We start from the raw sequence: 14,921 nt of genomic DNA on the forward strand, positions 1-14,921 counted from the left end.
GTAATGCAGTCTTATCCTATCTCACGCCCCTTGGCATTGGTGGCCGCCTTAGTGGCGTTACAATTAACCGCCTGTAGCCAACCTAAACCCGTTGCCGTCGTCGAAAATGAAAAGGAATCCTTGCTGCAATTTGATAATGGCAAGCTTATCCAGTTTCAGGAAAAGGCGAACCCGAACTATCGCCATATTCCCTGCGATTTACCCGCAGTTGAGACAGTGGTGACCAACAGCACAGCCTTTGCCGCATTAACTCAGTCGGGTGAGGTGATCACTTGGGGTGACAGTTTTGCTGGTGGCGATAGCCGTGAGGTGACAGAACAACTTAAGCAAGTGAAGCAAATTGTCCCTGTTAAAGATGGGTTTGCCGCGCTGCGACAAGATGGCACTGTGGTCTATTGGGGCAATGCGGGAAAATTAAGTCTGGACAAGGCATTGCAAGCGCGCATGACCAATATCACTAAGCTATTTGCCAACCGAGAGGCCCTAGCCGCGCTCGACGCCAATGGTAAGGTGCATACTTGGGGCTACGGGCCTTACGGCGGCAATAGTTTGCAGGTGCAGGATGAGTTAGTCGATGTGGTCGATATCTTTGCTAAAGGGCGCAGTTTTATTGCCCTGAAAAAAGACGCCAGCGCCGTAGTGTGGGGTGAGGTTGAAAGTTCGACCAATATGAAGAAGTTGCAGTCGCAGCTGACGGATATTAAACATATCGAATATTTTCAAAATACCTATGCCGCTTTGAAAAAAGATGGCTCAGTGGTGAGTTGGGGCTGGCGCAGTGATGCTTATCCGATCCGCCGCGCCCTTGAGGATGTGGCGAGTCTCACGGCAAACAGTTGTGCGTTTGCGGTGTTAAGTCCAACGGGGGGTGCCCATTTCTGGGGCGATGGCATTAACTGTGGCGTCGATTGGATCAAGAAAACCGATATCACAGGCGTGAAGGAGATTATCAGCGTTGGCCCGGGATTCTTGCTACTGCGTGACAACGCTACGCCGCAAATTCTCGCCGACGATACGGATTACGCCTATCTGTTTGGCTTTCATCATGCTCAAGCGATCCTCGACAAATATTGGCAGCAAGGCAGCAAAATTACCCTAGGTAAGTCCTCGTTTGCCTTTACGCGCCCCGACGGCAAAGTGGTACCCGTCGGTTATCGGGCAGACCTTAAAAATGTCGAGCAACTGATTGAACGCATTCCACGCCTCACTTGGCTAGCGCCGGCAAATGATGGTTTTGTGGGGATCAGTGAAAAGGGAGAATGGGTCTCTTGGTCGATGAATCTCGGAATGTTTGATAAACCGCCGGTACAACCTGCCGATTCCTTGGTGGTTAAGCCGCTGGAATTTACCCCTGCTGCCCAATGTGAGACCCCAGAGCAACGGCAGGCAATTTTGAGCCAGGCAAGGCCGCAGCGTAAAATCAATTGGTCATTTGACTAACTCATTGTTGGGCATGTAGGGCATTTCTCAGCTGGCGAAAGTTCATTCACCAGCTTTTTTAATCCATCACCCCCCTATCTTTGGCTGCTATTTGCTATTTTACAGTTGTTGTGACTGTAACAGTGTCATCTTGTTTAGCTTTTTAACTGTTATCTTATTTACATCTTCGCTAGAATGCTGGATGTTTTCTATGCAATTTCATATGTCGTATTAACCCATAACAATGCGATACAAGGATGATAATAATGAAATGTATACCCCATATGCAGATGAGGTTATGTCAGGGCGCGAGCGTATTAATGCTGTGCAGCCTAATCGGCTCTGAATCCGTCGAGGCGAAATTGGATATGCCTCGCAGCGAAAGTGGCGCGTCGCATACCCATGTGTTGCCTGTCTTTAGTCAGCAATTAGGATTTAATCTGCCAAAGGGTTGGCGTCAAGCCTACCATGAGGAACGTGCGGGCATGTTTATGGCGGAATTTGTGCCTGAGCAGGAGGCGCTCAATCAATGGAGTGCACTGTTTTGTGTGCAAGGCTTTAAGGACATGGCCGAAAGTGTGAGCCCCGAGCAGTTTTTAGATGCGATGGCTGAAACTTACCAAGCCGCCTGTGACGGTGACGTGGTGTATCAAAAGCTAGGGGATACCCAAGTAGACGGTCACGAAGGTTTCCATGCCATTCTCGGTTGTACCACAATGCCGAATGTCCATAGCGCGACTCAGTTTAATCCCAGTGCTTTTACCTCTCATCCCCAGGGCGAAATTGGTTACTATACCGTAGTAAGTGGTAACAAGGACTTGTATTTACTGCATAAATCGATGCGTGGCGACGTGTTTTCTGCCGATAAACCTCCCTTACAGGCGGCTAACAGTGCTGACTTTATTTCAGGCTTAGCGCCCTATTCATTAAAGTAGTTGTCAGTCGAGAGACGGATGAGCATGGACTTTCATCCGTATAGACGTCTATAATGCGCGCGCTCAGGCTTGATATGCCACGAGCCTTATTGGGCGTTAACTGGTTTTTCGCCCTCTGAACCTATTTTTAGTCAACCTTCTGTGGTGCTTGCGATGCATTCGTCGCGAGATAATCGGGAAGCCAGTGAAATTCTGGCACTGCCCCCGCAACGGTAAAAGGTGAGAAACGACCGCATTCGCTAGGTAGCTCAAGGTGAGCCAGAGAATCGAGTGTGCAAAGGTCAGTTTCGCGTTAGTCCTTCTATTGCTTGGATTAACATAGCCTAAGTCCGGAGACCGGCCCTAAAGGTGTTTTTGAGATTTCGGTGGGCAGATCTCAAAATGCGATAGTGACTGTCAGTATTTGTTACTGAATCAACGGTATCGTGGCGCCAATGCCCCGTTTTCCTTGCAGGAGTTAAAGGTAAAATGGGAACACATCCAACTAAAATCGCGCTGCTGATCGGCAGCCTTTGCAGCTTTTCTGTTATCGCCCCCGCCGTGGCGGCCGATGATGCCAGCGTGGCCAAAGTCGATGAGCATATCGTCGTGATTGGCCGTTCAGACAAGACCCCCTTAAATATTGCCGCCAATGTGAATGTGATTGATGCCGCAGCGATTGAGCAGAGTGGCGCAACCAGCTTGACCGAAGTGTTACGTGGTCAAAGTGGTATTCAGCTGTCCGACAATAACATTGGTACTAGCTTCGCGATGCGCGGCTTTAGCGCCAGCACCGCCGTTAACAACACTTTGATTTTGCTCGATGGTCGTCGCTTAAATAACATCGATATCGCTGCGCCTAGCCTGAATGCAATTCCACTCAATTTAATTGAGCGTGTCGAAATTTTATCGGGCAGTGCGGGCGTGCTTTATGGCGACCAAGCGGTCGGCGGGGTGATCAACATTGTGACTAAGTCGCCTGAGAATACGGGCGGCAGCGTGCAATTATCCGGCGGCAGCTTTAATACCTACGAAGGTCGCGGCGATGTGTCGGGCGCCATCAATAAAAATTGGCACTATTTCCTGACTGGTAGCTACAACCAAGGCGATAACTATCGCAAGCACAATGCCAATGAAACGGGTTCTATCCTTGGGCGTATTCAATATAAAACCGCCACAGATTCTTTCTTTGTTGAAACCAGCTATTACGATGATGACCGCGAAAATCCAGGCTCGTTGACGGTAGAACAGTTCAAAGAAAATCCACGCCAGTCTTCTAATAGCAGCGAATATGTTCATGAGATGACCACGGCGGCACGCAGTGGTTATCAGCATCAGCTTAACCAAAACTGGGCCTTAGCGGCGGATCTGGATTACAGCGATACCTTAGTGACCTCATTAAACTGGGGGGCGGGTAGCCAAAATACTCGCTCGCTGCTGATGTTTAGCCCTAAAGCACTTGCTAATTACAGCACCCGTCAAGGTGAGCTAAACCTAGTCACTGGTTTAGACATCAGCCGCGGTAAGGCCGAGTTTGACTCTATGGCGCGCAGCAACGTGCAGGAAATGCAAAGTGCTTACCTGCAAGCCACAGTGCCATTAAGCCACACCTTAAGCTATGTAGTGGGTGGCCGTTATGCGCGGGTGACCGACGATCTGGTCGATGGCAATGTGTATCCAAACGGCATCGATTTAGATGAAGATGCGACCGCATTCGAGTTCGGTTTAAATTACCGTCCGAGCGCCGAGCACAGATTCTATCTACGTGGCGATGAAAACTTCCGCTTTGCTAAGGTCGATGAGCAAGCTTATACCCCGAAAGATGTCTATGGCTTAAAGCCACAGACAGGCCGCTCCTATGAGGCGGGTTGGGATTGGACTGTGGCCAGCCAAAGCCTACGCGTTAGCCTATATCGCCTCGATTTAGAAGATGAAATTGTCTTCGACCCAAGTGCTGAAAAACCTGTTGGCGGCAGCTTCCAAGGTGCCAACGTCAATGCCGATGCATCACGCCGCTATGGCGCGAGTGCCGATTGGGATTGGCAGGTTACTCATGCCCTCACCTTAGGCTTGGAATATAACTATATTGATGCCGAATTTACCGACGGGGTGAATGATGGCAAGCAATTGTCTTGGGTTGCGGAGCATACGGGACGCGGTTATGTCAGTATGGATTTTGCCGAGCATTTCCAAGTGTTTGCCGAGGCGATTTACACGGGCGATCGTTTTATCGAAGGCGATAACGGCAACGAAGGCGATAAATTATCTAGCTATGTTTTAGGTAATCTAGCCCTTAACTATACCCGTGATGCTTGGTTAGCGAGCCTGCGTATCGATAACCTGTTTGATAAAGAGTATGTTAGCTCGGGTTACTACGGTGGCATTTGGGGTGATAGCTATTACTCTGGTCGAGGCCGTGATATTCGCTTGACTGTGGGTTACCGCTTCTAAGCTTGAAATAAATGCTTAACCGAATAAAGCCAGACTCAGTCTGGCTTTATTATTTCTGTTGTTTGGCTATGCGCAGAGAAAAATCCATTTTCTCGGTGTATTCTTTATAAGTTCAGCCTATTTTGAGATAGCCTAAGTCGTTGCTTGTGCTATAGATCACTTCATCTAAAGCATAGTCACAATTATTCTGCGACTTAGGGCTGAAATTCTCAGTAGTTTGGGTATGATGTGAGCGGTATTCGAATCATCTTATAGCTAATTAACAGGTGTAAAGTGTCTTATGACAGATCTTGAGCAACAGGTTTTTACTCAAGTGAGAGCCATCATAGCGAATGAAGAGCAAGTGATCGGTCGCCGTGGGATCTTAATTCCACTCAAAAAAGCGATCCTTGCCGAAGGCGACATTCGTAATGTGATCGATATTATTTCGAGCGATCCCGCATTAGCTGCCCACATGTTGATGCGCAGTAATTCGGCGCAGGCTTCAGGTGTAGTAAATCCTAAATCTCGCTCCTTAAAAGACGCCCTAATCCGTTTAGGTCAGGTCAATATTTATCGTTATGCCTTCACCTTCTATTTGAAAGAACGCCTCGATGAATTACCCCAACCCTATAAGAAGTTGGTACAAGGTTATTGGAAACTCACGGAAAATATCGCTACCGATGCGGTCGACAGCCTAGTCGATATGCCGGATGTCGATGTCGACCCCGATGAAGTACAAACCTTGGCGCTGTTTAGTGTGTTCGGGCAAATCATTGCCTTAACGGCCTTTGCTTACTTAAATGCCAGCTCTGAGCAATCTTTCCCGTTAAGCGTGATTAAGTCATTGATTGATAATCAGCAGCAGACCTTAACCATCGAAGCCTTTGAGGCCTTAGATCTCGATCAGGATCTGCGTCAAGAGTTTATGATCGCCCATAACCTGCGCCAGACCCGTAATCAAAATTCTCCAGGGTTGATTCTGCGCCGTGTGCTCTCGATGCGCGGCATGTTACTCAACCCGCTCTAAGAGCTGCTCATAAAAACAAAGCCTGCAATTGCAGGCTTTTTTATTGCTGTTTTTGCGGCACTAATTGGATTTTTGCTGACGCGCTAAGCCTTCGCTTGCCACCAGTTGCAGCCAGTTTTGCACTAAGGCCGAGTTCGCGCTGTGGCGGCGATAGGCCCCGAATAGTGGGCGCTTTAAGCCTTCTTGGCCAAGTTTGACTGAAGCTAAACTCAAGCCATGTCCCTCATTGATTGACCAGTTGGGCAGGGCGGCGATACCGTCCTTACAGGCGATGCGTTGTAATAACATCATGGTCAAATCGCAGGTCTTTTGCTCGCCAGCTTCAACGCCTGCGGGTTCTAAAAAGTGGCGGTAAATATCTAAACGCGCCAGTGGCACTGGGTAGCTGATAATGGGTAAGCGGGCCAATTGCTTAGGCGTAACATAGGCTTCTTTCGCTAAGGGATGATCCTTGGCAACCACTAACTTCACTTCAAAATCAAACAAATGCTGATAGGCGAGCGAGTGTCCCGGTACGGGATCTGAGGTCAGCACTATATCGAGTTCGCCCATCTCCAAGGCATTGAGCGAGTCGAATAGATGACGGCTTGAGAGATCTAACTCGGCCTGCGGATGATCTTGCCTAAATTGCTCCATCACTGGCATTAACCAGCGAAAACAGCTGTGGCATTCAATTCCCACTCTGAGTTGATTGGTCTCTGTCTCTAGGCCATTTTTCAGATCCGTTTCTGTTTCTAACACCTTAGGCAGGATCTCTTCGGCGAGGTGCAACAGGCGGGCGCCTTCCTGAGTAAAGGACAGGGGTTTGCTTTTACGCACAAAAATGGGCGAATTAATTCGTTGCTCTAACTCCTTAATTTGGTGGGAGAGAGCCGATTGAGTGACAAAACGTTTTTTGGCTGCGCCCGCCAAGCTGCCACTTTCCTTCAGTGCCATTAAGGTTCGCAGATGTCTTAGTTCGATCATGATCACTCCAAGTGAATTTCGCTCATGTTGTGCTTGAAATCAATTCGGTTGCTGGCATAGAGACTATCACAATAAACTTCTAGACGTCCAGACGCCCGCTGTGATTTATCAAGGCTTAAATGCGAAAAATTGCCAAGAAAACACCATCAGCTGGGTGCAAGTGCCGAATATGGCTTATCTCAAATAAAGGAAGATATGGTATGCAATTAAACAGTCTTGGTTTTCCCCGTATCGGGCGTCGTCGTGAACTGAAATTTGCCCTCGAAAAATACTGGCGTGGTGAGAGCACTCAAGCTGAACTGCATGAGGTGGCCAAGGAGTTACGCCGCACCCATTGGCAATGGCAAGTCGCCGCTGGGATTGAGCAAGTGCCTGTAGGTGATTTTGCCTTTTACGATCAAGTGTTAACCCTGAGTGCGACCCTTAACGCCATTCCAGATCGTCACCGTGGCGAGGGCGCTATCGATCTTGATACCTTATTCCGCGTAGCCCGTGGTCGTGCGCCAACTGGCACCGATGCGCCAGCCTCGGAAATGACTAAGTATTTCAACACTAACTATCACTACTTAGTGCCAGAGCTTAAGCAAGACCAAGTTTTCTCTATCGCCTATGAGCAGTTTTTTGATGAAGTCGCCGAGGCGCAGGCGCTGGGTTATCAAGCCAAGCCCGTACTGTTAGGCCCTGTGAGTTACTTGTATCTGGCAAAAACCGTGGGTCAGGATTTCGATAAACTCAGCCTATTGCCAAATCTGTTAAAGGCCTATGCCGACATTCTGGCGCGTTTTTCCGTGCAGGGCGTGACTTGGGTGCAACTTGAGGAGCCGATTCTGGCGCTCGAATTAGCCGCCGATTGGCAAGCGGCGATTAGCGAAGCTTATCAAGCGCTTAAAACGGCTCAAGTGAAGATTTTGCTCACCAGCTACTATGGCAGCATCAGTCATCATCAGGCGCTGGTTTCCGCGCTGCCTGTTGCCGGTTTGCACCTCGATTTAGTGACTGCCCCCGAGCAATTGGCCTTGTTTGCCAATGCCTTAAGACCAGATCAAATTCTGTCGGCGGGTGTAGTTAATGGCCGTAACGTGTGGGCGGCAGAGGTTGACCTGATTGTCGAGCGTATCGGCAGTGTTGCCAGAGACTTATGCTCACAAGACGGTGCGCGCCTATGGATTGGCACCTCATGCTCACTGCTTCACAGCCCTGTAGATTTAGAGGTGGAGACAACGCTCACGCCGACGCTACGTCAGCAGCTCGCGTTTGCTAAGCAAAAGCTGTTAGAACTGGCGAATGTGCGCCAATTGCTGCTGGCCCCTGAGTCTGTCGCCGCCAAAGAGATAGTTAACACCTGTTTGGCACGCCGTGAGGCTAAGGCACAGGCGGCGGATGCTAAAGTGATCGCCCGAGTGGATGCGCTGACTCAAGCCGACTATGAACGTGTGAGCGAATTTACTGAGCGCCAAGCGGTGCAGCAGCGCAAGTATCGTTTGCCATTGCTGCCAACGACCACGATTGGCTCATTCCCACAAACGCCAGCTATCCGTGGCTTACGTAGCCGCTGGCGCAAAGGGGAGCTAAGCGATGCCCAATATACCGAGCAGTTGCAGCAAGTGACCCGCGATACCATAGACCGTCAGCTCAAACTCGGTATCGATGTGCTAGTTCATGGTGAGGCCGAGCGTAATGACATGGTGGAATACTTCGGCGAGCAGCTCGAAGGCGTGGGCTTTACCAAAAATGGTTGGGTACAGAGTTATGGTTCTCGCTGCGTTAAGCCGCCGTTGATTTATGGTGATGTGAGCCGCCCTAAGGCCATGACGGTGGAGTGGGCCGAATTCGCCCAAAGCCTGACGGACAAACCTGTCAAAGGCATGCTAACGGGTCCTGTGACGATTCTGCATTGGTCGTTTGCCCGTGAAGATATCAGCCGCGATACCATTGCCACCCAATTGGCGCTGGCGATTCGTGATGAAGTGGTGGATTTACAAAATGCAGGCATTGGCATTATTCAAATTGATGAGCCAGCCTTTCGCGAAGGTCTGCCATTAAAGCAAAGCGAGTGGCAAGCTTACTTAGATTGGGCGGTGAATGCTTTTAAACTCAGTGCGGCGGGTGTTGTGGATGAAACCCAAATCCACACCCATATGTGCTACAGCGAGTTTAACGATACGATTGCGGCCATTGCCGCCATGGATGCGGACGTCATCACCATCGAGACCTCGCGTTCACGCATGGAACTGCTCAACGCCTTTGAAGATTTTGAATATCCTAATGAAATTGGCCCAGGCGTTTACGATATTCACTCGCCAAATCCCCCAAGTGTTGAGGCCATGGTGCACCTTATCGAAAAAGCGGCGCAAAAAGTGCCTGTGCGCCAACTGTGGGTTAACCCCGATTGCGGCCTTAAAACCCGCACTTGGGATGAAGTAGAACCCGCGCTAAAGAACATGGTGGATGCGACCCGTGAACTGCGTCGCCGCCTCGGCTAAGCGCTGTAAAATCTGCAATTTATGCCTCTTTGGCATAGCGTAAAAAAACAGGGATACCTTAGGTATCCCTGTTTTTCTTAAGTAATGAGCTTGGATGCATTAACCGATAAGCAGTACAACACTTAACATTGTCCAATCGTTGATGATGTGGGCACCTGTGGATATTAAGATATTTTTTGTTTTCAAGTAGGCGAGTAACAGCACCATTCTTGCTGCACCTATCACTATTAGGCATTGAACCCAATTCCATTGATACGTAGGTAAGTGTGCCATGCCAAACAATATAGCTGATCCTATCCAAGCGATAATAATGGCGGTTCTGCGTTGGACACCAAAATGAGAATGAAGCAGCCACATCAAGGCTAAAAATGGAATGACTGTGATGAGCTCTTCACCAAACAGTTGTGGAATCGTTCGTAAAAAGAACAGTAGCTTTTCCCATATGTCCTGATGACGGAGCATTTCGAAGGCGGGATTGGCTGTTGCGCCCACAGTGTCTATTACCATCTTACCGATGACTAAAGTGACCACTATGTTGAGAAGGGCAACCAAAAACATCCACCCAACCGCTTTTAAGTCAAGCTTGTCAAAAATTAATCGCCAATGCTCACCAACAATAAGGTAAAACATACAGAGCGGAATACCAGGAAAGAGAATGGTACTTACCCAATCTCGTCCTGGATATGCTCCAAAAGGGTAAGGAGATACCAAGCTAATAAAGCCTAGTATCGCCCCTAAGATTAACAGCGCCCACTGACCAGCGGTTAAGCTTATCGGCTTGCCATTATAAAATGGGAAGTCAGTCATCGCTCTCATACTTTGCTCTTGCTTGCCAGTTAATATCATTTGTTACCCATTATTGCTGCTGTTATCACTATTTACGGCCACAATCGAAAGCAGGTGAATCCGTAATTGCTTCATATTTACCGTCAAAAGTGACTACAGTGAGACATTTATGCTGTGACTTATTCCACCAAAATCCCCAGATACGATCTGGACCTTTTTGAGATTTGATGAACTCATAGCCATGGCTTTCCAGTACTCTTTCACCTCCGCTAGCCCTTCCTCCCACAAGATTTTGAATATCATTTGAGTTGTTAGCGTTATGACGCTCACTGTGATGTCTTGCTTCATCAGTATTCTCATCATCACAAAACTTATTGTTTTGATGATTCGCATAGGAGGCGTATTTTCCATCCTTGGTGGTGACAGCAATACAGTTTTGCTTATTTGGATTCCACCAATAGCTGACTTTACTGTGATTAAGCGTTTTGGTGCTGCGGTGGAAATAGCCTAGGTCTTGGAGTTCACTCTCTCCCGAACTAGCACGCAGGCCAACAATGCTATCCAAGCTATTTGAGTGCCTGTTGTGTTCATGCTTATCCTGTTCATGTCTATTATCGTGATCGTGCTTATTATCACGACTGTGGTTATTAGATGATGAATGACCACATACCTCTGACGGTTGATTCATAATGGCACTATAACGTCCCTCCTTTGTGGTGACTGCAATACACTGTTCCCTGTCTGCACTCCACCAATAAGTAATAGAGCTGCTCGAGATTTTTACCGTGTTTTTATAGGTATAGCCTCGCTCTTCTAGCTGATGCTCACCACTGCTTGCTCTCATATCGATAAGATCATTTAAGTGTGAGGTTGAAGCTGCTTGAGCTCCGAGTGAGAGTAAGAATAAACCACCGAAGCCTATGTTCTTAAAATGTTTCATTTTCTGGTCCTATGTCATTCCAAAATATTTTGTGAAAACTGATGTACTAGCCTACGGCGGAAAACCTTTGCTTTTGTGCTCACTGGTATATGAGTTTTCAAAAATATCAGGGTTAGTCAGTTTGATTGAATATCTATGCGTAATTATCGATTAATTACCAAATAACTTTAGTCCTTAAAAAACTTTTTTGTAGTTTAATTTCACAAAAATCAGCGTTTGTTCACAATTTGAACTGATTTGTGTAATTTTGAAACAATTTGGCTTGAGCAGTTTAAAAAGTGTACGTATGGTTTGTTTGGTTAGCTATTCAATGAAGGTAATTTATCATGCAAAAACAAACTGGATTTACCCTGATAGAGTTGGTCGTTGTGATCATTATTCTTGGGATCTTAGCTGTTACGGCTGCACCAAAGTTTATAAATCTACAATCCGATGCGAGGGAATCGACACTTCAAGGGATGAAGGGAGCATTGCAAGGAGCAAATTCATTAGTGTATTCAAAAGCAGTAATAGCGGGGCTCGAAAAGGCTAAAGCCCAGATCGTGACATTGGAGCCTGGGGTTATTGTCATCGCCGATTATGGTTACATGACGAGCAATACTTCTGTTGGAATTGTTGCAGAAGACTTAAAGGACATATTAGAAGTGAGCTTGCAGGAGTTAAGTGATGATACCACTTCAGTGTCCTCTGAAGATTGGGGGATCCGCATTATTAACGGGACGAGTTTTAAACTGGTTCCAAAGGGAAAAACTGCAGATAGCACGGCATCTAATGCTTGTTATTTAGTCTATGAGGCTGCAACTGCAACCACTTTACCTCAGTATTCGACAGTGGATAGCGGTTGTTAATATCTTACCGTTGTTAAAAGTTTGTTTGAATGTTTATGCAAATTGACGTGTTTGGTGAAGCCTTTAGTGGAAGTCAGTTTGTTGATGGTCATTTCGGCAATTTCGAGGGATGGAAATGAGTTAACTATGGGATGTTATTCCGCATTTGGGGTTCTAAATGAAAACACAGTATTTATCTATCCTACTGATATCCATTGGCATCTTATTAGGAGGATGTGGAAGTGAAGCAGACGCTGGCACCGTTAAGCCAGCATTACAGAAAGTTGCATATGTTGTTGCTGGTGTAGCCCAAAATGTGGGGGATGTATGGACAGTTGGAGAGGCGGCTCTGAGTGCACCTCAAGAGTTGGCCAAGCGTATCAACATAGGTTTATCACTCTATGCTGCATTTGGTCCATCAATCAAAGAGCACAATGGTAAAGCGATTCTAGATCAAGCTCCCTATGACCGTGGTTTAAAGCCTCCAGTCATTTACAACACAAATGGCATCAAAGCGCTAACTGGAGTGGAGTTGCCATGTGCGCGAGTGATTGAAGATTGGGGGGACGGCAGTAACATCATCACCTGCCTAGACAGTAAAGATAACGATATTGGTCGGTTAGTTGTCGATGGTCAGTGGGGGAAAATCTGGGCCTCAATAGAAGGCGCTCAAATTGTGCAAGACTTTCAATTTGTGACAGACATTGAGTGGGTTGCTGACACCCTTGAAGACCACTCCCAGGTTGTCTTCACCGTTGATTTAGGCGGAATTATTCTCACGGGTGATGAGATTCCACAAGTCAGTGAATTATACGGCCGGATCATCAATCTAAAAGATGGCCAGCAAACAGAGAAGTTCGACGAGAAGTTTGAGTTCCAAAAGACTTAACTCACCCAGTTTTCGCGTGACGCTAATCTATTGTTATCCCCAATTCACCGGTGGCTGATATTGAGGGGGGACAATCTAAAGACAGTATCTAGGTGGTTAGCTGGACCCAATCCTATCGGCCATGTCTTTAAACGTTAAATTCAAGCTAGATAACAAAACCATTTTTTCGATATGTAGTGCATTTTCACCGTTAATCAGTCACTTGTTAGCCGGATATGAAGCTGACTTCCATGAAGAAGTTAGGATTCTCAGTGGCAAACCATTCCTCGTTCAGGGGCTGCAAGATGCATCAATTTAAACCAAATAGGAAGCCACCACTAAGCGATTTTCGGCCGGCTAACCCCAATCATTCTCCAGAATGATAACCAGAGATAGCCTGGCCAATACGAACAACCAATAGAGAGTTAACCATCCATGAAACATAAAACTAAATTTGCATTACTTGAATTAGCTAACTTATTCCTCATTCTCGGATATGCCGTTGTGTTCGCTTGGGTAGCGCTAAAGCTTTTCTGATGAGGAGATAACTAATGATATCGGTAAGAATCATTTTGCTACGTATAGTCGCAATAGCATTCCTCCTAGGCTTTATCCAACTATCGGTAAGGGCGGAGGTTGAGCCATCGGATGACACTACGAACTTCCTCAACACTTGTGCGGCTTTAGCTCAGTCAATCCGTGACTTGTCTGTAGGAGATGAGAGTGAGTTTTATGCTGAAGCACGAGTTGTACTTGCTGAGCAGGCAAGAGTCAGGCAGTTTGGATTTAAATCAGCTAGTTATATCAATGTAACAGCCGAGAGACTTATTAATGAGAATGCTCTATTTGATGAGAAAGCCTATACCAAAGAGCAATTAACCCGTTATTTCCAAGATGTAACTAGAGCAGCAACTAACATGACTTGTGAGAGTTATGTCGCTCGGTTTATCAACAAATAGAAAACCATTATGAAAACATCAATCAAAAGCCTCGCTGTCGGCTTAGCTATCGCTTGTTCGTTTGTTGGCTCATTTATAGTCAATGCTCAGGAGCCTGAACCATCAAAAGAGATCGGAGAATGCATTCTCTTAGCTGCGGCTTTGGGAATGGAGATAGATGATCAAACAGAATCAGACTCTTATGGCGTTATGGTGGGTGAGTTGGTCTATCTACACTACTACTTTGAAACGGGTCGGACATTAACCCAGTCATACAATGATAACCAGTACTATAAAGAGACGATCCAAGGGGCCATTAAAGTCGGTGCAGATATCTCTGCTCGTACATCTGAGGAGTTATTGCTCAAGATGTTTTATCAAGATATTAAATCAAATATTAATAGTACATGTTGGGACTTAGCCATTAAGACACACAAACAATTTTTGCCCGTAAATCGGAGTTAGTTATGGCTAGAGATTCTCGAGGTAATCTAATTGTAATGATGAAGATTGTAGAGATGGACATCGCTAAGCAATTTCCCTCTCTACTTTGACCGCTTCATATGCAAGCAGTGACAGATTTAATGGTTAAGGAATCCGTGTTCACTCCCATTAACCTTCTGTCTTCCTCTTCTGTAACATACCTTATTCGAAGATGGTTAGTTAAACATCATTTCGGGGACATGCTCTGGCACTATAAGTTCACCAGCAGTGAGCTTAATAATCTCCTCGACACTCACGCCGGGGGCGCGTTCGAGTAGATGAAACTTGCCTTCTTTTATTTCGATAAAGGCCAAGTCTGTCAGTACTTTTTTGATGCAGCCCTTACCCGTTAGCGGCAGGCTACACTCGGTTAATAGCTTAGACTCACCGTGCTTTGAGGCGTGGGTCATGGTCACAATAATATTGTCGGCGCCGGCGACAAGATCCATAGCGCCGCCCATGCCCTTAATTAATTTGCCCGGGATCATATAGGAGGCGATATTACCCTGAGTATCGACCTCAAAGGCGCCTAATACGGTGAGATCCACATGGCCGCCGCGGATCATCGCAAAGGACTCGGCCGAGTCGAAGATGGCGGCGCCCCTTGCCATAGTCACTGTTTGCTTGCCGGCATTGATTAAGTCGGCATCGACTTCTTCCATGGTTGGAAAAGGCCCCATCCCTAACAGGCCGTTTTCGGATTGCAGCATCACTTCAATGCCTTCGGGAATATAGTTGGCTACCAGTGTGGGGATACCAATGCCAAGATTCACGTAATAGCCATCTTTGAGTTCTTGGGCGACGCGCTGGGCGAGTTGTTCTCTTGAAAGTGCCATA

Annotated in this window: 13 protein-coding genes and 1 riboswitch; of the genes, 9 read left to right on the plus strand and 4 right to left on the minus strand. The window is 47.0% G+C overall.

Annotated elements, in window-relative coordinates; translation table 11 throughout:
- Nucleotides 1-3: 3 nt before the first annotated feature.
- From CBX96_RS07595 to CBX96_RS07610, 4 genes are all read left to right on the plus strand, one after another.
- Nucleotides 4-1,440 carry a hypothetical protein gene (locus tag CBX96_RS07595; protein ID WP_109286264.1) on the plus strand — a complete coding sequence of 479 codons (1,437 nt, stop codon included), beginning with the start codon at nucleotides 4-6 and terminating at the stop codon, nucleotides 1,438-1,440.
- A 245-nt stretch (nucleotides 1,441-1,685) separates the two neighbouring features.
- Nucleotides 1,686-2,354: a hypothetical protein gene (locus CBX96_RS07600; protein WP_258294280.1), complete on the plus strand. Its 669-nt coding sequence runs from the start codon at nucleotides 1,686-1,688 to the stop codon at nucleotides 2,352-2,354.
- Nucleotides 2,355-2,479: 125 nt separating this feature from the next.
- Nucleotides 2,480-2,714: riboswitch (cobalamin riboswitch) on the plus strand.
- Nucleotides 2,715-2,822: 108 nt separating this feature from the next.
- Complete coding sequence (locus tag CBX96_RS07605) at nucleotides 2,823-4,784, plus strand: TonB-dependent receptor (protein ID WP_109286266.1); 1,962 nt, start codon at nucleotides 2,823-2,825, stop codon at nucleotides 4,782-4,784.
- A gap of 280 nt (nucleotides 4,785-5,064) precedes the next feature.
- Nucleotides 5,065-5,793 carry an HDOD domain-containing protein gene (locus CBX96_RS07610; RefSeq protein ID WP_011624036.1) on the plus strand — a complete coding sequence of 243 codons (729 nt, stop codon included), beginning with the start codon at nucleotides 5,065-5,067 and terminating at the stop codon, nucleotides 5,791-5,793.
- 60 nt (nucleotides 5,794-5,853) lie between these two features.
- Here CBX96_RS07610 and CBX96_RS07615 read toward each other — a convergent pair whose 3' ends face one another.
- Nucleotides 5,854-6,759 (minus strand): LysR family transcriptional regulator, encoded by a 906-nt coding sequence (locus CBX96_RS07615; RefSeq protein ID WP_011624035.1) that lies wholly within the window; start codon nucleotides 6,757-6,759, stop codon nucleotides 5,854-5,856.
- A 200-nt stretch (nucleotides 6,760-6,959) separates the two neighbouring features.
- Between CBX96_RS07615 and metE the strand changes: the two genes are divergently transcribed.
- The gene (gene metE / locus CBX96_RS07620; protein ID WP_109286267.1) at nucleotides 6,960-9,242 is read left to right on the plus strand and encodes a 5-methyltetrahydropteroyltriglutamate--homocysteine S-methyltransferase; all 2,283 of its coding nucleotides are present in this window, start codon (nucleotides 6,960-6,962) and stop codon (nucleotides 9,240-9,242) included.
- A gap of 99 nt (nucleotides 9,243-9,341) precedes the next feature.
- On the opposite strand, the gene CBX96_RS07625 is transcribed toward metE, so the two are convergent.
- Nucleotides 9,342-10,058: a CPBP family intramembrane glutamic endopeptidase gene (locus CBX96_RS07625; RefSeq protein ID WP_181382161.1), complete on the minus strand. Its 717-nt coding sequence runs from the start codon at nucleotides 10,056-10,058 to the stop codon at nucleotides 9,342-9,344.
- 58 nt (nucleotides 10,059-10,116) lie between these two features.
- The gene (locus CBX96_RS07630; RefSeq protein WP_109286269.1) at nucleotides 10,117-10,968 is read right to left on the minus strand and encodes a hypothetical protein; all 852 of its coding nucleotides are present in this window, start codon (nucleotides 10,966-10,968) and stop codon (nucleotides 10,117-10,119) included.
- Nucleotides 10,969-11,294: 326 nt separating this feature from the next.
- On the opposite strand from CBX96_RS07630, the gene CBX96_RS07635 reads away from it, so the two are divergent.
- The 4 genes from CBX96_RS07635 to CBX96_RS07650 all read left to right on the plus strand — a co-directional run bounded on the left by CBX96_RS07635 (nucleotide 11,295) and on the right by CBX96_RS07650 (nucleotide 14,066).
- Nucleotides 11,295-11,816 carry a type II secretion system protein gene (locus CBX96_RS07635; protein WP_109286270.1) on the plus strand — a complete coding sequence of 174 codons (522 nt, stop codon included), beginning with the start codon at nucleotides 11,295-11,297 and terminating at the stop codon, nucleotides 11,814-11,816.
- A 157-nt stretch (nucleotides 11,817-11,973) separates the two neighbouring features.
- Nucleotides 11,974-12,684 (plus strand): hypothetical protein, encoded by a 711-nt coding sequence (locus CBX96_RS07640; protein ID WP_109286271.1) that lies wholly within the window; start codon nucleotides 11,974-11,976, stop codon nucleotides 12,682-12,684.
- Between the two features lie 530 nt (nucleotides 12,685-13,214).
- Complete coding sequence (locus CBX96_RS07645) at nucleotides 13,215-13,622, plus strand: hypothetical protein (RefSeq protein ID WP_011624029.1); 408 nt, start codon at nucleotides 13,215-13,217, stop codon at nucleotides 13,620-13,622.
- 9 nt (nucleotides 13,623-13,631) lie between these two features.
- A complete protein-coding gene (locus CBX96_RS07650) occupies nucleotides 13,632-14,066 on the plus strand; it encodes a hypothetical protein (RefSeq protein WP_109286272.1) in 435 nt (144 codons plus the stop codon).
- A gap of 194 nt (nucleotides 14,067-14,260) precedes the next feature.
- Here CBX96_RS07650 and CBX96_RS07655 read toward each other — a convergent pair whose 3' ends face one another.
- On the minus strand, nucleotides 14,261-14,920 hold the full coding sequence (locus tag CBX96_RS07655; RefSeq protein ID WP_109286273.1) for a 3-oxoacid CoA-transferase subunit B: 660 nt from the start codon (nucleotides 14,918-14,920) through the stop codon (nucleotides 14,261-14,263).
- Nucleotide 14,921: the final 1 nt, after the last annotated feature.

This window comes from Shewanella sp. BC20 (assembly GCF_003129585.1).
GTDB classification, from domain to species: Bacteria; Pseudomonadota; Gammaproteobacteria; order Enterobacterales; family Shewanellaceae; genus Shewanella; species Shewanella seohaensis.

What these genes read in the sequence shown, in the direction of transcription:
- CBX96_RS07645 (WP_011624029.1), top strand. Translation starts at nt 13,215, where the DNA reads ATGATATCGGTAAGAATCATTTTGCTACGTATAGTCGCAATAGCATTC.
- CBX96_RS07605 (WP_109286266.1), top strand. Translation starts at nt 2,823, where the DNA reads ATGGGAACACATCCAACTAAAATCGCGCTGCTGATCGGCAGCCTTTGC.
- CBX96_RS07630 (WP_109286269.1), bottom strand. Translation starts at nt 10,968, where the DNA reads ATGAAACATTTTAAGAACATAGGCTTCGGTGGTTTATTCTTACTCTCA.
- CBX96_RS07655 (WP_109286273.1), bottom strand. Translation starts at nt 14,920, where the DNA reads ATGGCACTTTCAAGAGAACAACTCGCCCAGCGCGTCGCCCAAGAACTC.
- CBX96_RS07650 (WP_109286272.1), top strand. Translation starts at nt 13,632, where the DNA reads ATGAAAACATCAATCAAAAGCCTCGCTGTCGGCTTAGCTATCGCTTGT.
- CBX96_RS07600 (WP_258294280.1), top strand. Translation starts at nt 1,686, where the DNA reads ATGAAATGTATACCCCATATGCAGATGAGGTTATGTCAGGGCGCGAGC.
- CBX96_RS07640 (WP_109286271.1), top strand. Translation starts at nt 11,974, where the DNA reads ATGAAAACACAGTATTTATCTATCCTACTGATATCCATTGGCATCTTA.
- CBX96_RS07610 (WP_011624036.1), top strand. Translation starts at nt 5,065, where the DNA reads ATGACAGATCTTGAGCAACAGGTTTTTACTCAAGTGAGAGCCATCATA.
- metE (WP_109286267.1), top strand. Translation starts at nt 6,960, where the DNA reads ATGCAATTAAACAGTCTTGGTTTTCCCCGTATCGGGCGTCGTCGTGAA.
- CBX96_RS07625 (WP_181382161.1), bottom strand. Translation starts at nt 10,058, where the DNA reads ATGAGAGCGATGACTGACTTCCCATTTTATAATGGCAAGCCGATAAGC.
- CBX96_RS07635 (WP_109286270.1), top strand. Translation starts at nt 11,295, where the DNA reads ATGCAAAAACAAACTGGATTTACCCTGATAGAGTTGGTCGTTGTGATC.
- CBX96_RS07595 (WP_109286264.1), top strand. Translation starts at nt 4, where the DNA reads ATGCAGTCTTATCCTATCTCACGCCCCTTGGCATTGGTGGCCGCCTTA.
- CBX96_RS07615 (WP_011624035.1), bottom strand. Translation starts at nt 6,759, where the DNA reads ATGATCGAACTAAGACATCTGCGAACCTTAATGGCACTGAAGGAAAGT.